The following is a 17,932-nucleotide window of genomic DNA, read 5'->3' as shown; positions in this document are numbered from 1 at the left end:
CCAGCACTTTCGGTTTCCGGGACGCTCGCTGAAACCGACAGTGGCGACAATGGTACTTTCGGGAATGGATATACCTTTACCCAGCCTCTAGGAGTGCCATTGAACGCGCCCGGGCAGCGCGAGCCTGCCAGCTATTCCGCGGAAGAACTGGCCGACCCGAGCATCGACCCCACGACCCTGCGGCAGATCGCCGCCGCCCGCCCCGACCTGTGGCGGCTGGTCCACGACCATCCGAACTGCGACCGCGAGCTCGCCGGATACATCGAGCAGAACACGCCTCCGGCCGCCCCACCGCAGCAGCCCCCGGGGGCGCCGCAGCCCGGAGGTCAGCCCCCGCAGGCCGCGCAGCAGATGGCCACGGGGGCCAGACAGGTGGCGGACGGCGCGAAGACCTACTTCACCACTACGGTCGCGCCCGCCGCCAGGAACGCGACCCAGACGGTGAGCGAGAAGTCCGGCCTGGCATCGGGGTCCGTGCACTGGACGACCTGGTTCCAGTTCGCGCTTCCCGCGGTCGCACTAGTCGGGATCATCGCGCTCTTCATGCCGCTCGCCTCGGTGTCGGCCATGGGACGCACGGAGAGCATCAACTACTTCTCCGACGGTGCCCCCGAAGGTGAGGGCATCGCCATGCTCACCCTGTTCCTGCTGGTCATCGGTTTCTCCGTGGTTTCGCTGCTGACCGCCAAGAAATGGGCCGTCATCACCACCGGCGTCATCGCCATCCTCGTCGGCCTCTTCAGCATGGTGAACGGCTTCGGCACCTCGGCCTCCATCAACGACCTGGGCTTCGGCTCCGTCGGCGCCGGCGCGATCCTCCTGGGCCTCGTCGGTACCGCGCTGCTCGTCACCGCGATCATCACCATGCTGCCGAAGACCAAGCCCGGCCCTCAGCAGCCGTACGGTCCTCAGCAGCCGCCGCACCCCCACCAACAGCAGATGCCCCCGCAGTACCCGGCCCCTCACCAGCAGGGCCCTCCCCAACAGGGCCCTCACCAGCAAAACCAGCAGGCCCCTCCCCAGCAGCAGATGCCCCACCAGCAGGCTCCCCCGCAGCAGGGCCCCCCGCAGCAGGGCCCTCCGCAGCAGGGCCCTCCGCAGCCCTGAGCGGGTCATCCGAACGGGGGCGGTACCGGGTCGGTTCCCGGCACCGCCCCCAGCGGGTTCACAGTGCCCGCAGCACCACCAGGTGGCAGGTGATGTTCTCCTTCGCGTGGTAGACGCTCTGCGGGCTGGTCTCCTCCAGCCGCGCCGCGCCGGACTCCTCCAGTGCCTCGGCCCGGGCCTTGTAGCCGTGGGGTTCCCAGATGCGGTCCAGGACGGTGACCACGACCGGCGCACCAGGGCGGGCCACCCGCACCAGTTCGTCGAGCGCCTCGGGACCCACGTGTCCCTCGGTGAGGGTTCCGACGCAGATCACCGCGTCGTAGGATCCGTCGTCGGCGGACAGGCGCTGCGTCAGGTCGGCCTTGTCGAGGTTGCGGTAGACCCCCTTGGCGCGCGCGTGGTCCAGCATCGCCGAGGACAGGTCGATGCCGTCGATGACCTCCAGGCCGTGCCCGGCCAGGGCAGCACCGACCAGTCCGGTCCCGCAGCCCGCGTCGAGGACCTCCGCCCGAGGCCGGTCGGCCAGCAGGCGGCTCAGCCGCTCGGCGGCATGCACGGGGGCCGCGTAGCCCATGCCCTCGGTGGTGTCGTGCTCGTAGGTCTCGGCCCACTCGTCGTAGGTGCTCTCGCACTCGTCCGGGCTCTTCAGGGCGTACACGCGGTCCAGAATCTTGCGGGGCTCGCTCATAATCGGCCTCTCCTCACAGTCGGCGTCCGGTTGTCAGCACTCCTGCTTTTCCGGCGAAACGGTCGGAAAACCTCAGAGGTGACCATACAGGGCAGACCTCGAGGGCCGGGTCAGCTGGGGTCCTCCCAGGAGTCCAGGGTGTACCGGCTCAGTTCGACGTCGTTGTTGGTGATGATCACCGTGTCGCCGGTGATCTCGTAGGCGTAGGTCGCGTTCCGGGCGAGGTAGCCGTCAGCCGTGGTCTCCGCCTCCATCAAGAGGGCCTCGTCGTCGCCGCCGCGGGTCTCACCGTGGTAGTAGACCTGGCCGCTACCGTCCGAGCACAGGATGATGCGGTGGTTGTCGGTCTCGAAGGCGTCCACCAGCGAGGTCTGGCCGCCCGGGATGAGGTCGGCGACCCGCGTCGGGCAGGAACCCGACGACCCATCGACGCTGTCGGAACCTCCCGAGGTTCCCCCGCCGGACCCCGAACTGAAGGGGCCCGAGGAGCTGAAGTTGGAGACGCAGCTCTGCAGCATGTAGAAACCGACAACCGCCGCGACCGCGATCAGTATCCACTTTCCGCAGCCGCCGTTCGTCGTCCCGTATTCCGGCGCGGCGTAACCGGGGCTGCTCCACCCGCTGGGCGGCGGAGCGGGAGGCCTACCCGAGTATCCGGTTCCGGGCGCCGACGGCGCCGTAGGCGCTGGCGGGAAATCCGCTGGCCCGAAGAAGATCTCGTCTGCGGGGTCCACGGGCGGTGTGTGCCCCGCTGAGGAACGGGACGGCGGCGGGCGTCCCCCGGCCCCGGATGTCGGCGAGGAGACCTTCGGGCGTGTGGGCGGTGTCTTCGGAGTGGTCTTTCTCGGGGCGGTCTTCTTGGTCGTGCTCCCTTTCGGAGCGGCCTTCTTCGGTGAAGGCTTCTTCGGCGGCTTCACGCGAACCGTGCCCACGGTGACGTCGCGCGCCACGTCGCACAGATCGCAGGCCATGAGGGAGCCGGGGTTGTAGGTGTCACAGGCGTGGCAGCGCCACGTGGGCCCCTTAGGTGCCGCGCTCGGCTCCGGGGACCGGGACCGCTCCTCCTCGCAAACCTGGCAGCGGACACGGCTGGTCTCGTTGTACGTCTGGCAGGCATGACAGCGCCAGGTCGCTTGGGTCACCGGTGGTCAGCCTCCGCGCGGCGTCGGTAGACGTCCTGATAGAGCTCCTTGGTCCGCAGCCCGGGAGCAAACCCGGCCCACTCCCGCTCCACAGCGGCTCCGGGCGCGGCGGGGTGCGGCGGGAACAAGGCCACCCGGTGGTCCTCCTGTTGGCGGGGACCGGTACTGCGCCTACCGGGGTCGCCGGCTCCGCTCGCCCGGGCGGGTTCCTCCTGCTGAAGGTGTTCCGCCGCCTCCGGGGGCGTCCGGTGGGGGTGTTCCGCGGCCTCCGGGCCCGTGGGACCCGCGTGGCTCTGCTCCTGCCGGGGGCGCGGTCGCAGCCAGGGGCAGCGGCCCACCAACTCGCGGAACAGGGCTTCGGCTGTGTGCACGTCGTGCTCATCACGCAGCCCGATCCGCACCACGACCATCCCCATGTCCACATCGTCCGCATCCGCAGAGGGGTACCGACTCCGGAAGCGCATGGTCAGCATCCGGGGAGGTTCGTGGGGCACCTCCCCGAAGAGGAGCTGGTCGCACAAGTCCAGACTCCACTTGAGTCCGAGGCCGTGGGGCCAATCGATGAGGATGTCGGCGGACTGGAGGTACACGCGGGCTTCCTTGAACCACGCGTCATGGTCACCGTAGGCGGGCACACCGTGCCTCTTCCCTTGGTGCTCACCCTTGGTACGAGGGAACCAGTTCTGCACGGGCGTCTCACAGGCTGTTGGCGATGGTGTTGATGATCTCGTCCATCTCGAACTCCTCCAGACCGTCTCCGGCCCGCGAGGGGAAGTGCATGCTCAGGTTCCACTCCTCACCGATGTCGGCCCAGGGCTCCTCGTCTGGGGCGAAGAGCACCAACCGCTTGGCGGAGTTGTCCATCCGGGCGGCCTGGCTACGGGCGTAACCCCACTCCTCGTGGAGGTCGTCCAAAGAGTGGGGTATGCCGACCGGGTACCCCTGCACCGAGGTCGCGCCTGGGTCGCCCAGGGGGTGGGCGGTGGCGTCGGTGAACATGACGATGACGTGGCGGCGCCGATCGAGGCCGGTCTCCCAGTCGGAGCGGATCGCCAGCGCGAGCGCCTCCAAACCCGATTCGGGGACGTCCCCGCCTCCGGTGGCCTGTAGTCCCTTGACGAAGCGCTCGTACTCTCCCTCGTCGTCCGGGAAGCTGAGGAACTCCGTGGACTCGACCGCGTCGCCGGGGTTGTCCGCGAAGTCCCTGAAGGCGATGATGCGCAGGCGCAATTGGCTGATGGTCTTGCTCTTCTGCGCCATGACGACGCTGAGCCGGGAGTGGAATCCCAGCGCGCTCGATTTCACCTGTTCCAAGACGGGGCCCATGCTCGCGGTGACGTCGACGCAGAGCACGATGTCGACCGCGTAGGCGAGGCTTCCCTGATTCTGGATGTTCATCGGCTCTCCGTTGGTTGGTGGTGTGGATACTGTCCCCGGCCGCACGGTGTCTCTTCCGGTTGTCACGACCAGTTGATGCGGACCCGGGACCGGCGCTCAGGGCCGGATCCGCGCGTTGTCTCCTCGCCCTTCTCCGAACCACTGCTCTCGGACACCTCACCGGTGTCAGGGCCGGGTTTCGGGATGTTGGTTCGGATCCGGCTCCGGCCGGCGGCTCCGCCAGCCTCCCTCCCCCGTTCAGCGGCGGGTCGCCTGCCGTCCTCGGAACCCGGGTCGGCCCGGCCCGAGCCAAGTTCGCACGCCTCGGGGGTGATCGCACTGACGAAGGAGCCGGCACCCGGCCGGTCTCCGGGCATGACCGCGCACATCCGGGCAAGCAGGGAGCGCGTGCCGGACGCCAGCACGGGGGCGAACTCCAGTTCCTGTCCGCCGTTGACCGCCTCAGCCGGGCATCCGTAGCCGTCGGGAAACGCGGGCAGCTCCCCGGTCAGGTAAAGGTGGGTGAGCAGCCCGAGCGCGAAGATGTCGGAGGCCGTGGTCAGCTGCTCCGGACCAGCCCCCGCCTCACCCCGCACGTAGCGGTGCCACTCGGGAGAGCCGTACAGGACGTCTCCGGCGATCTCCTCGTGTTCGGGTGGGCTCCCGCTGATGAAAGCGTCGTCGAAATCGATCAGCTTCGCCGTGTGGAACACGGTCGGCTTCTGCACCAGCACGTTGTCCGGCTTGAGGTCGCCGTGGACGATGCCGATATCGTGCAGCTGGCGCAGGCTCTGGCCCAGAGTCTTGAGCATGATCGCCTTCTCCCTGGCCGGCAGCGTGTGCACGGTGTCCAGGTTGGAGGTGTCGATGCGCTCGGTGACCTTGTAGTAGGTACTTCCCTCGCAGAAGAAATCCCAGGCGATGACGAGGTTGCCGCCTCCCGCCTGGTCCGGCTTGAGCGCGTTCATGATGTGGCGGTGGCGCTTCTCGAACTCCTCGCAGGTCTGGAGGCGGATCCGGGCGCTCCGGCTCGGCGGACCCGTGGAGGATTTGGGCCGCTTGGGGTCGAGAAAGCGCTTGAGGAAGTACTCTTGCCCCTCCCGTTCGGCAAAAGCCCACATGCACTTGCCGCCGCCGGCGTTGGTCGGCTCCGAGATGATCCGGTAGCCGTTGATCTCGTCACCGAGTTTCACGTCGTCTCCTCTTGGTCGGGCGGCAGCAGCGCCTCGTACCCCGTCCGATAGCGCTCCCAGCACTGCTCCTGCCAACGGTGGTGTTCCGCCAAGCCGGAGTCCGGGGTCGGACCAAAGGAATCGCGCAGAGTGGCCAGCCGCGCGCGGAAGCAGTCGCGCACGGAGGCGAAGTCGGGGAATCCGAAGCCGACCATGGCCAGGGTGGCGTCATCGGCCGTGTAGGCCCTCACCCGTCGTTCCAGCTCTGCGGTCAGGTCTTCACCGTCTCCCGCGAAGGCGAGCGATTCCAGGAGCAGGCGCTCGAACTGGTGCGGCGCGTCGACGTAGCCGAAGTACCCGTCCGTGGCGCAGAGCAGAATGAAGGGCTGGGCCAGTCGTACCTGCACCTTGTCGACCCGGAAATCGGCCGAGGCGCTGAGCATGTTCTCCATCGGGGGGTCCCGGCGCAGTTGGCGCAGGGCGTCCTTTTCCTCGGTGTGGTCACGGGTGAGGACCTGGAGTCCCTCGTCGGGGCGCAGGACGTAGACGCGTGAGTCACCGGCCCAATGCGCCTGGACTTCGACATGGTTGTCGGCCATGCGGTAGATGGCGGCAGCCATGGTGGTCGGCATGGATCGGACCATGCTGCCGGTGAGGCGGCTGCGTTCGCGGGGCCGCATGAGGCGCAGGGCCGCCCTGATGCGGTCTGACAGGGCCTCAGGTGCGGACGAGTGGTGGGGCGCCGGTCCCGTCACCTTCGTGTGGAACCACTCCCGAGTGGCCAGGGCGGCCACGCGGGAGGCGACCCACGCGCTGGTGGCCCTGTTACCGAAGCGGTCCGGGTCCGCCGCGGCGTTGCCCGCGCCGCCCGCGCCGTCGAAGACGCCGACCACACCCTCCCCTCTGATCCTGTGGTGTTCCAGCAGGGGCTCGGCGTCCTCGCCCAAGCCCGGAACCTTCTCGGCCCACACTCCCCAGGCCTGGACGCCCGGTTCCGTCAATGTCCACCGGGTCACCCCCTCACCGGCACGGGAGGGTTCGGTGAGCTGGTGCTCCGGTCCGTTCACCGCCGCCCCCCGTCGTCAGGGCGGGGCCGGACCCCGCGGACCCGACTGGCACGGGGAGACCCCGATCCGCCCGAGGACGGCCTCTCGGCACGGGCGGGAGGGGGAGCCGATGTGCGCGGCTTCCCCTCAACACCCCCGGGGGCTGGCAGGGGTTCGTCCTCCGGGGGCTCGGACGGCGGTTCGGCAATGAAGTCGGCGCCCTCGGTCTTACGTGCGGGGATCGTGTGCCCGGCCGGTTCCTCGAACGACTCGATTGCTTTGGCCGAGCGGGGCTCCGGCGCGTCTCCTGACCCGATGGTCCCCCTGACCCGGCCGATACCACCAGCGGTCCGGGAGCGGCTGTCGACCAACCGGTCGACGATGGTCCGCTCGATCTCTGCGGTGTCGAAGGGTTCCCGCTCACCCTCGTTGTGGCCCATCACCACTTCGAGGGCACGCATGAGTTCGGCCCGGTCCGCGGACTCCTCCGAGCGGATCCACTCGAGTACCGCCCGGTCGCCCTCCCTCTCCAGCATCCCGGCGATCAGGGCCTCGGGGCCCTCTTCCCTGAGGAGCTTCAGATTGTGGGAGCGGCTCATGAAGTCCAAACGCTGTTGCCGCAGCTTGTCGCGGTAGGCGCGTCCCCCGGTAGTGAGTTCCTCCTCATCCAGCTGGAGCTCGACCACGATCCGGCGTAGGGCGATGGCCGAGTCTCCGTGGAAGGAGGAGAGAGCCTCGTTGAGGGCCTGTTCGCATTCGTGGAATTCCCCGATGTCGTAGCGGCGCGAGACCGAGCGCAGCATGCCGTGCATAGGCCCCTTCAGGGTCGGTGCCATGTCGCGGATCCCGCGTTCGACGACCGCCACCGGATCGATGACACGGCAGGACAGGGAGACACCGGCACGGAACCCGAAGGCGGGATCACGGCTGACCAGGGCCACCGCGAAGGCCAGTCGGTGTTCGGTCGTATCCACGAGCGACATCCGCTGGTAGGCGCCGAAACGGGCGTCCGGCACCGCTTCGCCCGGGCGCACCGGTACCGCCGAACCCCGCAGGGGTTCCAGCACCATGGCCGTCCCGTGCTCAGGCGGCTGGATCGGTTTGAACAACCGGAAGGGCTGGATCTCCTCCTGTCCCAGCACGGGGTCGTAACTGATCTGCTCCATGCCGCTACCTCCAGTCAAGTCTCGCTGTCCAGTCAGATTCCGTGCAGGCACTCCGCCGCCGTCTCCGAGCCGCCGCCCCGGTTCGCGGCCCACTGTCCAAGCCAGTACCGGAGGCGCTCGCGGTGGCGCTGCCCACCGTCGGCCACGCCCCTCAACAGCTGGAGCAGGGCTTTGCGGCCCCCGGGTACGGTGTCAGCCTGTTCCACCCACTCACGCAGTACGTCGAGAGCGACTTCCTGGACCGGTTTTCGGGCGAGGGCGCGTTTCCAGAGCTCAGCGAGGAGGTGGAGGTGCCGGTCCGAAGCGTCGAGGAGCAGGGGCACCGTCTTCGGGCGTCCCCTGCGGCGGGGCGGCCCCGTGGGTTCGCCGGGGTCCGGGACCGTGCTCGCCCCCGCCACGTAGCAGAAGGCCAAGAGGGACTTGAGGACCAGGGGCGAAGCATCCTGGTCGTGGGACCAGTCGAGCAGGGCCGCCAGTACGTGACCGGTCCGGCCGTGTCCGGCGAGGGAGGTCATCGCCTCCGCCACGTGTGTGAGCGAGTCCCAGGAGTCGTCTTCGCCCAGTGCGGCGAACAGCACCTCAGCCGCCGCTTCCGGGTCCCTGCGCCCCGGAGGACCGCCCGCGATCAGGGCGGAGGTCGCGGCCATCCGCCGTTCCGTTACAGTCCCCGGACGATCCGCCCATGTGTACAGGAGGTTCCACACCCGCTCGGTCGAGTCCGGGTCTTCGCTCACCACCCCCAGGACGGTGGCGGCCGCCCTCCTGGCCTGTGCGGAACGGTGGCCGGCCCAGTCGTCGAGGAAGCGGTGCAGGGCGTGGTCCATGTCCTGGGCCACCGCCACGGCCGTGGCCACACAGGCCCGGGCCTGGACCTCGACGTCCCGATGGGTGGCCAGTTGACGGAGCCACCGCACCAAGGCGGTGCGTTGGCCGTCCAGGTGGTTCCAGGCGTAGGCGACGACCGCCTGCTGCATCCGGGGTTCACGGAAGCGGACACGGGGGTGGCCGCGCCCCTCCTCCGGTTCCGCTAGAACAATCCAAGGTGTGGTGTGCAGGGTCTCTTGGAACCGCAGGGCCGGGGGTGCCGCGTGTTCCTCCGTGAGGAGGTTGTACAGGGTGACGGCGGCATCGGAGACAGCCAGGTAGCGGGCGTCGTGCAGTACCGCTGCCGCTAGCGCGAAGCTGATCTGCGCCGGCTCCCGGTGCCGGGCGAACCACTGGTGGACGCGGGCGGAGGGGTCGCTGAGGCGGCTTACCAGCTCTCGCAGGTCCCGTCCCTCCCGCACCGCGGAAGCGAGCTTCACCGCCGTGCGGGGCGCCGGGTTCTGGGCGAGGAGGTCAAGGGCACCTACCTCCCCCAGCCGTTCGGTCAGCTGCCGGTCCTGTTCCGCTCCGGTGGACTCCCCCAGCGCCCAGCGGCGGACGATGTCAACGGGATCGATCCCGCTGTCCCCGGTCGCCACTGATTCGGTCTGGGCAGCGGTCTCGAGCAGGGCCCCCTGGGGAGGGCCGGTGACCAGCAGCAGATAGGAATCACAGGTGTCCAGTGTGCTTCGGACCCTGTGCACCCACTCCGAGTCGATCGTTCGCTCAGGGGCGGTGCGGCGGTGCGCTCCGGCGGCGTTGTCGAGGAGCGCCAGCAAGCCTTGGCCCTTTCCCCCGGGTTTCCAGCCGGGATCGGCGAGCGGCTCGCCTTCGCCCAACCGGACCAATCGCCCCTGTCCTCCGGTACTCAGGGCCACAGCCTCGGCCAGCAGGTTGACGGCGGTCGCCTCGCGCCCGCTGCCGTCCGGCCGGGCCAGGATCAGCAGCCGGTCCCGGCACAGAATGCCGAGCAAGCGATCGAAGTCCGGGGGCCGCACGTAGTTGTCGACGTGCTGGTTGATCCAGTCGGGTGGGAGCTCGGTGGATCCGCGTGCGGCGGGGCCGCCCCCGACCGGTCCGGAGCCGTGCGCCGACGTGTGGAATCCGCCTCCGAACCGGACACTGTCGTTGAACAGCGCCAGTGTGCCGATCTTGAGGCCCTCGGGCTGTTTCTGGAGCCGGTCGAGCAGATGGTCCGTGATGGCCGACATCCGGGCGGACTCGGCCTGCTCGCGGGAAGAGACGGCCTCACGGCGTAGCGCGTGCAGCGCGTCTTCCTGGGTAAGCGGTGCGTCGTCGGCAGCCGTACCCGGTCCGCTGCCATCCGGGGCCGGGCGTCTGCCACCTTCCGGCGGCGCGGTCTCGGGCGGCGTGTTCTCAGGGTTCGGACCGGGATCGTCAGGCCACGACATAGGGGGATTTTCTCCAAGTTCACGGGCCGTGGTGGGCAAGGACCAGAGGTGTGCCGGTTACTGGCTGTTCCAGTCCCCGGAGATCTCCACCCTGTCGTTGAAGACGTGCGCGTTCTTGACGACTGAGGCGTTGACATCGCCGTGGCCGTGCGACCTTGGGGCCGCCTCATTCACGAGCCTGTTCAGCTCTTCCTGGAATTCCTGGTCACGCAACATATAGGCCGCGAGCATCCGTTGCAGGGACTCCTGAGCCGCCTCCTCCTGCGGCTCGTCCCCGAGTACCGCCAGGCTCTTCTCAGCCTCCGGATCCCCGGAGAAACGGGATTTCACCAGCTCGAAAAGGGATTTCACCGCTTTCCAGGAGTCAGCTCCGGCCTTGGTGCCGAGACTCTTGAGCGCGGCACCCGACAGAAGCGCTACAGCGGCGGTCGCCGTGGCGAGAACCGGTTCCATGACGCCCTTCCGGGGAGAGGTTCGAGAACGTCGCCCACCCACTGTAGGTGAACGCGGTTCCATCCTATGGGGGCCCACCGACAGAATTCAGGGGTTCGGGAGCCTCGCCCACGCCGGGGAAAAGGAAAACCTCACAGAGGGGACAGGGAAACACGAACCCCTCGGATCCCCGAGCGCCAGGACCACCCTCCGCGAGCGGCGGCACTGGCGTTCTTGCTGTTCAGAGCCGGGTTCTGAGAATCTTCATGCTTTGGGTCCGAAACCCTTCAGATACTCAGGTCACCCTGGTCCTTGCGATTCTCGTGGGAGCCCCGATCCCTCTGCTGCTCCTCGCAGCCCAGGGGTTGGGGCGGACGGGACACCCGTGAAGCCGGGTGTCGCGTGGGCCCCGGTCACGACGGGGCCCGTCCGGTCCGTTTGAGCCCCGAGTGTCTCCGGCAGATTCCCGCACTGGCACCCCCGTCACCCGCTGACGGGGGTTTAGGGGGCTGGAGTGGTACCGGGGCCGCATGGTTCGACCCCGGCTGGATGCAGGGCAGGCCGACCAGTTGCCGGTCAGTGGCATCTGTCGCCGCGGGGCAGGGGGAGTCCGACTCTTCTGCGCGTGAGGGCGCGGTGACGCACAGGCATCCTTTCCGGGTTACTCGGGGCTACCGGTATCCGCAGCGCGGTTGCCTGCGCTGCTGTGGGAGGTGCACGCGAACCGGGTGGCGGAGCGGGCCGCGGCAGAGGGCGGGCACGGTGACGCTCGGCGGGTTCGGGGGCAGCGAGAACGCGAAGAGGCGTTCACCGATGTGGCCGGGGGCCGACAGGAGAGCGAACATCAGGAGCCCGGAACAGGGGGCTGTGAAGGGGTTTCGCGCGGGCATACCTTCAGCCTGGCACCCGTGGTGTGCGTGCGCAGGGTCTTCGTGCGACGAAGCTGTCCGGTTCAGGCCAGGGGTCGAGGGTGTGAAATCCGGATTCCGTGGAACCCCGTACCGCGCTGACGTGGGCTTTCACGGAGGAGTCGGGTACTACCTGGACGATTCGGAAGCGGCGCGACGGTGTCAGGGAAACCGCCGCAAGACACTCCGGGCTGGCTGTCGCCCCCTTCTCTGCCCGAGCCGGTACAGGCCGGGCATCGCCGAAGCGTGAGAGCTTGCCAACGGCATTGAGGGTTGTACCCCCGTAGGGGCCTGCTTCCTGTTCCTGTTCAGCGGCGGGCACGCTGGGCGAAGGCGCGCGCTTTCATCCTGTTGCCGCAGGCGGCCATGGAGCACCACTTCGCCTTCCCCGGCCGGCTGTGGTCGAGGAGGAAGAGGTTGCACTCGGTATTGGCGCACGGGCGAAGGCGCCCGGGCAGCTCCCTCATGACCCGCGACCACGCGAGGACCGTTCTCGCCGACAGCCGTTCGTCGGCCGGGGCGTCGAGGTGCCAGTGAAGCCCGCCGCAGGTGACTTCCGGCACCAGCACGGCGTTGTCGGTGGCCGCGGCAAGCGGCTCGACGGCGTCGGCATCCCCTCGGACCATGGCCTGCAGTGCAGCGCGCGTCCGTTTCAGGTGCAGGCGTTCGGTATCCGTGCCGAGGCCGCCGAACCGCCTGAGGAGTTCCCGGGGGTGTTCGCCGGCGAGTTCTCTGCCTGTTGAGCCAGCCAGCTGGTCGGTGGGTGTGCCCTCGATAACCGGCGCACTGTTCAGGACCGCCATGAGCAGGTCTTCGTCCTCGACCACTGTCATCCTCCGCACCGTTGTGGCCACTCGGCCCTCTGGTCCGCTTGTCTCCGTTGCCCGTCTCGGACCCCCATGCTACCGTCCGACTAACCAGTTACACTTATTTAAGAGGTTAGTCATGGCCGTTGTCCACCACCGCACCGCATCCATCGACGGGTGGGAGGTGTTCTACCGGGAAGCCGGGCCGCGGGAGGCACCGGTGATCCTGCTGCTGCACGGCTTCCCCACGAGCTCCCACATGTTCCGACACCTCATCCCGGCCCTCGCCGACGAGTACCGTGTCATCGCCCCCGACCACATCGGCTTCGGGCGCTCATCGGCGCCCTCCGCCGACGACTTCGCATACTCCTTCCGCGCTCTCGCCGACGTCACCGCGGCCCTCCTCGAGGCGCTGGGAGTCACGGGGTACACGGTGTACGTCCAGGACTACGGCGCACCGATCGCCTGGAATCTCGCGCTGGCCGACCCGACAGCGGTCGAGGGCGTGGTCTCGCAGAACGGCAACGCCTACGAAGAAGGGTTCGTCCCCGCGTTCTGGGAACCGGTCTGGGCCTACGGCACCGACCCCTCCGACGCCCACGCGAAAGCCCTCCTGCCCGCGCTCGAACGCGAAGCGATCGAATGGCAGTACACCCACGGCGTACCGGACGCCACCACCGTCTCCCCTGATGCGTGGGAGCACGACATCGCCCTGATGGCCCGCCCCGGTGTCGACCGCGCCCAGCTCGCGCTGCTGGCCGACTACTCCAACATCCGCCGCCTGTACCCGCAGGTCCATGACTGGTTGCGGACCTCCGGCGTCCCCGTGCTGGCCGTGTGGGGCCGCAACGATGAGATCTTCGGTGCCGACGGCGCCACAGCGTTCCGCCGCGACGTCCCCCACGCGCGTATCGAACTCCTCGACGGCGGCCATTTCCTGCTGGAATCCCACCTGGATGAGGTAGTGCGGTTCATTCGGGAGTGGCGATCCGCCGTGTGACCTGAGCCGTCGCGCTTGGAGTGGTTCCGGCGGAGCCGGCGCCGACCGGTCGCCCCGGCCGTGCGCACCTCTGGCTAGGGACACTTCCGGATGTGGGCGCCGACTCGCCCGCCATTGCCGTCGGCGCCCACACTGACCGGCCCCAAGAGGGACCCGCGGGGGCAAGGCGGAACCCGCCTGGTCGCACTTACCGACCGCTGCCCATCGGCCCCACGTCCCACCCGCCGCGGTCACGCCGACCAGCACGGCTGAATCAACGAAGGGACCAGAGAACGCGACCGATCAGACTGCGCCGTCGGCCGCGACATGTACTCCGTGCAACCATGCTCCGGCGAGCCTTCGGCGAACTGCCAAGGCTCGTCCGGGCCGTGGGGGACGGCGCGCAGCGCGCCCGGAGAGTCCCGGTCCACACCCACCTGCTCGTGGCGACCCTGAACACGCATACCGAAGCCGAGACCGGTCGAACACCCGTCGCACGGCTTCCACAGCTGCGGAACCGTTCTGAGATCGAGTTGATCCAGCCTTGTCCGCGCCACCTCCTTGAGGCGACTTAGGTCTCCACTCCGGAAAGCTGGGCGACTCGCTGCCAGAATGCGCGGACAAGGCCGTCGTCGCTGACCTGCTTGTTGGTCTGTCGCGGCTTCGCGGGCTCCTGCTGGGCATAGAAGCGCCCCGGCTCCCAGTCGACTCCGGGTGTGCCGGTGAGGAAGAACGCAAGGTTCGCTCCGCCTTTCTCCGGTGAGATGAGCGCCAGTCGCGCGAGCGGGGTTCGGTAGAGCAGCCGGGTGATCAGGGCGTTGTTCTCCGCACCGAATCCGGTACGGACGTTGCCAGGATCAAAGGCGACGGCGTTGATGCCCTTGGAGCGGTAGTGGGCGTGCAGGCCTCGGGCAAAGAGGATGTTCCCGAGCTTGGCATCACCGTAGGCGCGCATCGGCGAGTAGCTGTGCTCATGATTGAGGTCGTCGGGGTCGACTTTCCCAACGATCTTGGCTGAGGCGCTCGCTGTGTTGACCACGGCTCCATCCCCGGCCTGCAGGCGGCCCAGGAGCAGGTGCGTCAGCAGGAAGGGTGCGAGGAGATTCACCTGCAGCGTTCTCTCGTTACCGTCCACGGTCACGGTCCGGTCTCCGAAAACGCCGCCAGCGTTGTTGGCCAGCACATCGACGCGATCCACGGCCGCCTCGATGTCAGCGGCCAACCGTCGCACATCGTCCAGGCGCGCAAAGTCCGCGACGAAGTGCTCGGCGCCCACTTCGCGTGCTAGCCGCGCTGTCTTCTGAGGGGACCGCCCCACCAGGATGAGCCTGTCACGGGGGTCCGCGCGCGCGACTTGGCGCGCCGCCTCAGCGCCGATGCCGTCCGACCCGCCCGTGATCACCATCGTCCGCTCAGTCATGCCATCACCACTCCTCTGGATCAATGCACTGTCACACTAGTGCATATATTGTCACTATGGTGCCACACGTGGCTCGCGGGGGTAGCATGTCGGCATGGAGAAGACAGAGGTCCCGCTGCGGGAGAGGACACGCCGCGCCGTGCGGGCGGAGATCATCGCTGCGGCGATGGACCGGTTCCTGAGCCAGGGGTTCGAAGCGACTACGGTCGAGGACATCGCGCACGCTGCGGGGATCTCCCGTCGCAGCTTCTTCCGCTACTTCACCAGCAAGGACGAAGCATTGGCCGGAGCGCTCACCTCGTTCGGCGAAACGATCGCCGAGACGCTCACCCACAGGCCCACGGACGAATCCCCCTGGGCCGCCCTGCGCAGGGCGTTCGACCCCCTGATCGAACAGGCGAGCACAGACCCCACCGCCGAGGCCCTCGGCCGGCTCATGCTCGAACGCCCCGCCTTGCAGCAGGGGAAAGACGCGGCCTGGCAGTCCGACATCGTCTCAGCCCTCACCCCCCGCCTCGCGTCCGCCAACACGGAGGATCCGTCCCTGAACGCACACGCCCTGACCGCCGCCGCGATCACCTGCCTCCACGTGGCCCAGGGGCAGTGGCTGGCTCCAGGAGAAGAGAGGGCACTGAGCACACTGCTGGACGCCTCGATGAACGCGGTACACCCACTCGCATAGCGGACGGAACGGCTGCCGACGCCCTCCGATAAAAGCCCGGGGCGGAGCCGCTGGCACCTGCCCGCTCGAGCGATGCCCTCGAGGGCACGCGCCCCTTTCCGTCGCGTACCCATGAACTGGTCCGCAACGTCCTGGTCTCCCCCGGCTAAGCCTCAATCCGCCGACATCGCACAGGACGCGGATGGTGTCGGACATCAGCTCGATGATGCGCGCAGGCCCCAGCGAACGGAACGTCTCGTCGCCGATAACCACAAGCTCAGCAGTGACCTGACCGGTGGCCCGCTCACCTCCCGCGGGGCGCAACCATGCGGGTTGGACGGCCCACTCCACCGCCGCCGCCTGCCGCATGCGTAGATCCCCGGCTGCGTCAAGCGCGGTCGAGGATTCTGCCGGTGCTGGCCGCGGGCGTGAGGTCGAGCCGGCGCAACAGCTGGGCGTTGAGCGCGACCACCACGGTGGATGCCGACATGAGGATCGCTCCGATGCTCATGGGCAGCACGAATCCGACGGGCGCGAGGACGCCAGCGGCCAGGGGGACGGCGGCGAGGTTGTAGCCGGCGGCCCACCACAGGTTCTGCTTCATCTTCCGGTAGCTGGCCCGTGAGAGCTCGAAGACCGAGAGCACCGAGCGCGGGTTCGAGCTGGCGAGGATCACCCCCGCCGAACCGATAGCGACGTCGGTGCCGGCGCCGATGGCGATACCGACATCGGCCTGGGCCAGGGCCGGTGCGTCGTTGACGCCGTCACCGACCATGGCGACCTTGAGGCCCTCGTGCTGCAGCTCGGCGACCTTGGCGGACTTGCCCTCGGGGCGGACCCCGGCGAAGACCCGGTCGATCCCCAGGTCCTCGGCCACGGTCCCGGCCACGGCCTGGGCATCGCCGGTGATCATTACCACCTGCACACCGGTCGCGTGCAGTGCTTGGACGGCGTCCCGGGACTCAGGCCGGATCCCATCCGCGAGCCGGAGGGCGCCGATGACCGCACCGTCGGCGAGCACATGCAGGATGATCGCGCCTTGCGCACCCCACTGGCCAGCCACCGGAAGCGCGTCCTGGCCCCGCTGGTCCAGCAGGTACGGTCCTCCGACCTCGACCACCGCGCCGTCGACGGTGGCCTTGACCCCGACTGCCGGGGAGGAGGAGAAGTCGGTTGCCCTCGGCACGGCGAGTTGCCGGGTGGCGGCGGCGCCGACGATCGCTCGGGCCAGCGGGTGCTCGCTGTCGGACTCGGCCGCAGCGGCCAACGCCAGCACCCGGTCCTGGTCACGTTCCCCGACGGGCTCGACGCCGGTGACGGTGGGCTCGCCCTTGGTCAGGGTGCCGGTCTTGTCGAAGAGCACCGCGTCGACGGTGCGCATGGATTCGAGGGCGAGGCGGTCCTTGACGAGCACGCCGCCGCGGGCGGCGCGTTCGGTGGCGATCGAGACCACCAGCGGGATCGCCAGGCCGAGCGCGTGGGGGCAGGCAATGACCAGCACTGTGATGGTGCGCACCACCGCTGCGTCGGGAAGGCCGAGGAGTGCCCAGGTGGTGGCGGTGATCAGAGCCGCTCCCAAGGCGAACCAGAACAGCCATGCCGCGGCGGTGTCGGCGATCCGCTGCGCCCTGGAGGACGACGCCTGCGCGTCGGAGACCAGCTTCTGGATACCGGCCAGGGCGGTGTCCGCACCGGTGGCGGTGACCTCGACCCGCAGGCCGGAGTCTGTCGCGACGGTGCCGGCGACGACGTGTGCGCCGCTTTCCCGCCGGACCGGCTTGGATTCTCCGGTGACCATGGATTCATCCATGGCAGCCGAGCCGTCGACGATTTTGCCGTCCGCGGGCACGGAGGAACCAGGCCGGACGATCACCGTGTCACCCACGGCCAGGTCGCCCGGGGCCACCTTGACGACTTCGTCGCCTTGGACCTTCTCTGCCTCGTCCGGAAGCAGGGCGGCAAGGGAATCCAGTGCCGAGGTGGTCTGGGCCAGGGAGCGCATCTCGATCCAGTGGCCCAGCAGCATGATGACCACCAGGAGCGCCAGCTCCCACCAGAAGTTCAGCTCGTGGTCCAAGATGTGCAGGCTCGCGCCCCACGAGGCGATGAAGGCGACCGTGATCGCCAGGCCGATCAGCAGCATCATTCCGGGCTGACGGGAACGGATCTCCGAGAGCGCACCGGTGAGGAACGGCCAACCGCCCCAGATGTAGACGACCGTCCCCAGCAGGGGCGAGACCCACCAGACCCATGCGGTGTCGGGCAGGTGGTAGCCGATCAAGTGGGCGAACATCTCGTTGAACCCGACCACGGGGACTGCCAGGACCAGCATGATCCAGAACAGCCTCCGGAACTGGCCTACGTGATCTCCGTGGCCCGCATGGCCTGAGTGGTCGGTATGGCCGCCGTGGCCGGAGTTGCTGCCGTGCCCGGCGTGTCCGCCGTGGTGCTCGTGCCCGGTATGGCCGTCCTGCCCTCCCCCGCTGTGGTGGCCGTGCTTGGTGTGCGCACCGTGTTCGTAGCTCATGCCGGTTTCTTTCCCCTGGTCATTCCCGTCTGAGTGCTTGCTGTGCTTCGCCGCCCGGAATCCCTGCTCCGGCCGGGACCGGACTTCCTCCGCTCATGCACGGACTACTTGGCTTTATACCCCCCCGGGGTATTTTTATCAACTGGCACCGGCTTCTTCTGTTGGCTGGCCCTGGCCAGTGGAGGCGACATGGTTCAGCCGCGCGGCGGCGGGCGGTGACCGCGG

General features: G+C 68.6%; 16 protein-coding genes. 3 read left to right on the top strand and 13 right to left on the bottom strand.

Going from position 1 to position 17,932, the window contains the following annotated elements; all coding sequences use genetic code 11:
- The first annotated feature begins 99 nt into the window (after nt 1–99).
- Nucleotides 100–1,107 carry a variant leucine-rich repeat-containing protein gene (locus ACYVDG_RS11345; RefSeq protein WP_460749307.1) on the top strand — a complete coding sequence of 336 codons (1,008 nt, stop codon included), beginning with the start codon at nt 100–102 and terminating at the stop codon, nt 1,105–1,107.
- A 58-nt stretch (nt 1,108–1,165) separates the two neighbouring features.
- On the opposite strand, the gene ACYVDG_RS11340 is transcribed toward ACYVDG_RS11345, so the two are convergent.
- From ACYVDG_RS11340 to ACYVDG_RS11290, 11 genes are all read right to left on the bottom strand, one after another.
- Nucleotides 1,166–1,795 (bottom strand): class I SAM-dependent DNA methyltransferase, encoded by a 630-nt coding sequence (locus ACYVDG_RS11340; RefSeq protein WP_460749305.1) that lies wholly within the window; start codon nt 1,793–1,795, stop codon nt 1,166–1,168.
- 110 nt (nt 1,796–1,905) lie between these two features.
- Nucleotides 1,906–2,529 (bottom strand): hypothetical protein, encoded by a 624-nt coding sequence (locus ACYVDG_RS11335; RefSeq protein WP_460749303.1) that lies wholly within the window; start codon nt 2,527–2,529, stop codon nt 1,906–1,908.
- A 404-nt stretch (nt 2,530–2,933) separates the two neighbouring features.
- Complete coding sequence (locus ACYVDG_RS11330; protein ID WP_460749301.1) at nt 2,934–3,572, bottom strand: hypothetical protein; 639 nt, start codon at nt 3,570–3,572, stop codon at nt 2,934–2,936.
- 61 nt (nt 3,573–3,633) lie between these two features.
- Nucleotides 3,634–4,335 carry a vWA domain-containing protein gene (locus ACYVDG_RS11325; RefSeq protein WP_460749299.1) on the bottom strand — a complete coding sequence of 234 codons (702 nt, stop codon included), beginning with the start codon at nt 4,333–4,335 and terminating at the stop codon, nt 3,634–3,636.
- 62 nt (nt 4,336–4,397) lie between these two features.
- Nucleotides 4,398–5,507, bottom strand: coding sequence for a protein kinase domain-containing protein (locus ACYVDG_RS11320; protein ID WP_460749296.1), 1,110 nt, complete (start codon nt 5,505–5,507; stop codon nt 4,398–4,400).
- The gene (locus ACYVDG_RS11315; protein ID WP_460749293.1) at nt 5,504–6,553 is read right to left on the bottom strand and encodes a PP2C family protein-serine/threonine phosphatase; all 1,050 of its coding nucleotides are present in this window, start codon (nt 6,551–6,553) and stop codon (nt 5,504–5,506) included. Before ACYVDG_RS11315 ends, ACYVDG_RS11320 begins: the two co-directional genes overlap by 4 nt.
- On the bottom strand, nt 6,550–7,698 hold the full coding sequence (locus ACYVDG_RS11310) for a hypothetical protein (RefSeq protein WP_460749291.1): 1,149 nt from the start codon (nt 7,696–7,698) through the stop codon (nt 6,550–6,552). The genes ACYVDG_RS11315 and ACYVDG_RS11310 overlap by 4 nt, the downstream gene beginning before the upstream one ends.
- A gap of 32 nt (nt 7,699–7,730) precedes the next feature.
- Nucleotides 7,731–9,974 carry a hypothetical protein gene (locus tag ACYVDG_RS11305; RefSeq protein WP_460749289.1) on the bottom strand — a complete coding sequence of 748 codons (2,244 nt, stop codon included), beginning with the start codon at nt 9,972–9,974 and terminating at the stop codon, nt 7,731–7,733.
- 57 nt (nt 9,975–10,031) lie between these two features.
- Nucleotides 10,032–10,427 carry a hypothetical protein gene (locus ACYVDG_RS11300; RefSeq protein ID WP_460749287.1) on the bottom strand — a complete coding sequence of 132 codons (396 nt, stop codon included), beginning with the start codon at nt 10,425–10,427 and terminating at the stop codon, nt 10,032–10,034.
- Nucleotides 10,428–11,077: 650 nt separating this feature from the next.
- Nucleotides 11,078–11,296, bottom strand: a complete 219-nt coding sequence (locus ACYVDG_RS11295) for a hypothetical protein (protein ID WP_460749285.1) — start codon at nt 11,294–11,296, stop codon at nt 11,078–11,080.
- A gap of 326 nt (nt 11,297–11,622) precedes the next feature.
- The gene (locus tag ACYVDG_RS11290; RefSeq protein WP_460749283.1) at nt 11,623–12,141 is read right to left on the bottom strand and encodes a CGNR zinc finger domain-containing protein; all 519 of its coding nucleotides are present in this window, start codon (nt 12,139–12,141) and stop codon (nt 11,623–11,625) included.
- A 118-nt stretch (nt 12,142–12,259) separates the two neighbouring features.
- Here ACYVDG_RS11290 and ACYVDG_RS11285 point away from each other — a divergent pair, with 118 nt between their 5' ends.
- The gene (locus tag ACYVDG_RS11285) at nt 12,260–13,120 is read left to right on the top strand and encodes an alpha/beta fold hydrolase (protein ID WP_460749281.1); all 861 of its coding nucleotides are present in this window, start codon (nt 12,260–12,262) and stop codon (nt 13,118–13,120) included.
- A gap of 550 nt (nt 13,121–13,670) precedes the next feature.
- Here ACYVDG_RS11285 and ACYVDG_RS11280 read toward each other — a convergent pair.
- Nucleotides 13,671–14,519, bottom strand: coding sequence for an SDR family NAD(P)-dependent oxidoreductase (locus ACYVDG_RS11280; protein ID WP_460749279.1), 849 nt, complete (start codon nt 14,517–14,519; stop codon nt 13,671–13,673).
- A gap of 94 nt (nt 14,520–14,613) precedes the next feature.
- On the opposite strand from ACYVDG_RS11280, the gene ACYVDG_RS11275 reads away from it, so the two are divergent.
- The gene (locus ACYVDG_RS11275) at nt 14,614–15,201 is read left to right on the top strand and encodes a TetR/AcrR family transcriptional regulator (protein WP_460749276.1); all 588 of its coding nucleotides are present in this window, start codon (nt 14,614–14,616) and stop codon (nt 15,199–15,201) included.
- Nucleotides 15,202–15,568: 367 nt separating this feature from the next.
- Here the strand turns inward: ACYVDG_RS11275 and ACYVDG_RS11270 are convergent, their stop codons facing one another.
- A complete protein-coding gene (locus ACYVDG_RS11270; protein ID WP_460749274.1) occupies nt 15,569–17,707 on the bottom strand; it encodes a heavy metal translocating P-type ATPase in 2,139 nt (712 codons plus the stop codon).
- Nucleotides 17,708–17,932: the final 225 nt, after the last annotated feature.

This window comes from Nocardiopsis oceani, assembly GCF_054777395.1.
The sequence above is the reverse complement of the archived record's forward strand: the minus strand, read 5'-3'. Positions and strand labels throughout refer to the sequence as shown.

Coding starts and splice junctions, on each gene's coding strand:
- ACYVDG_RS11340 (WP_460749305.1), bottom strand. CDS start 1,795: ATGAGCGAGCCCCGCAAGATTCTGGACCGCGTGTACGCCCTGAAGAGC.
- ACYVDG_RS11325 (WP_460749299.1), bottom strand. CDS start 4,335: ATGAACATCCAGAATCAGGGAAGCCTCGCCTACGCGGTCGACATCGTG.
- ACYVDG_RS11310 (WP_460749291.1), bottom strand. CDS start 7,698: ATGGAGCAGATCAGTTACGACCCCGTGCTGGGACAGGAGGAGATCCAG.
- ACYVDG_RS11305 (WP_460749289.1), bottom strand. CDS start 9,974: ATGTCGTGGCCTGACGATCCCGGTCCGAACCCTGAGAACACGCCGCCC.
- ACYVDG_RS11300 (WP_460749287.1), bottom strand. CDS start 10,427: ATGGAACCGGTTCTCGCCACGGCGACCGCCGCTGTAGCGCTTCTGTCG.
- ACYVDG_RS11295 (WP_460749285.1), bottom strand. CDS start 11,296: ATGCCCGCGCGAAACCCCTTCACAGCCCCCTGTTCCGGGCTCCTGATG.
- ACYVDG_RS11285 (WP_460749281.1), top strand. CDS start 12,260: ATGGCCGTTGTCCACCACCGCACCGCATCCATCGACGGGTGGGAGGTG.
- ACYVDG_RS11280 (WP_460749279.1), bottom strand. CDS start 14,519: ATGACTGAGCGGACGATGGTGATCACGGGCGGGTCGGACGGCATCGGC.
- ACYVDG_RS11275 (WP_460749276.1), top strand. CDS start 14,614: ATGGAGAAGACAGAGGTCCCGCTGCGGGAGAGGACACGCCGCGCCGTG.
- ACYVDG_RS11270 (WP_460749274.1), bottom strand. CDS start 17,707: ATGAGCTACGAACACGGTGCGCACACCAAGCACGGCCACCACAGCGGG.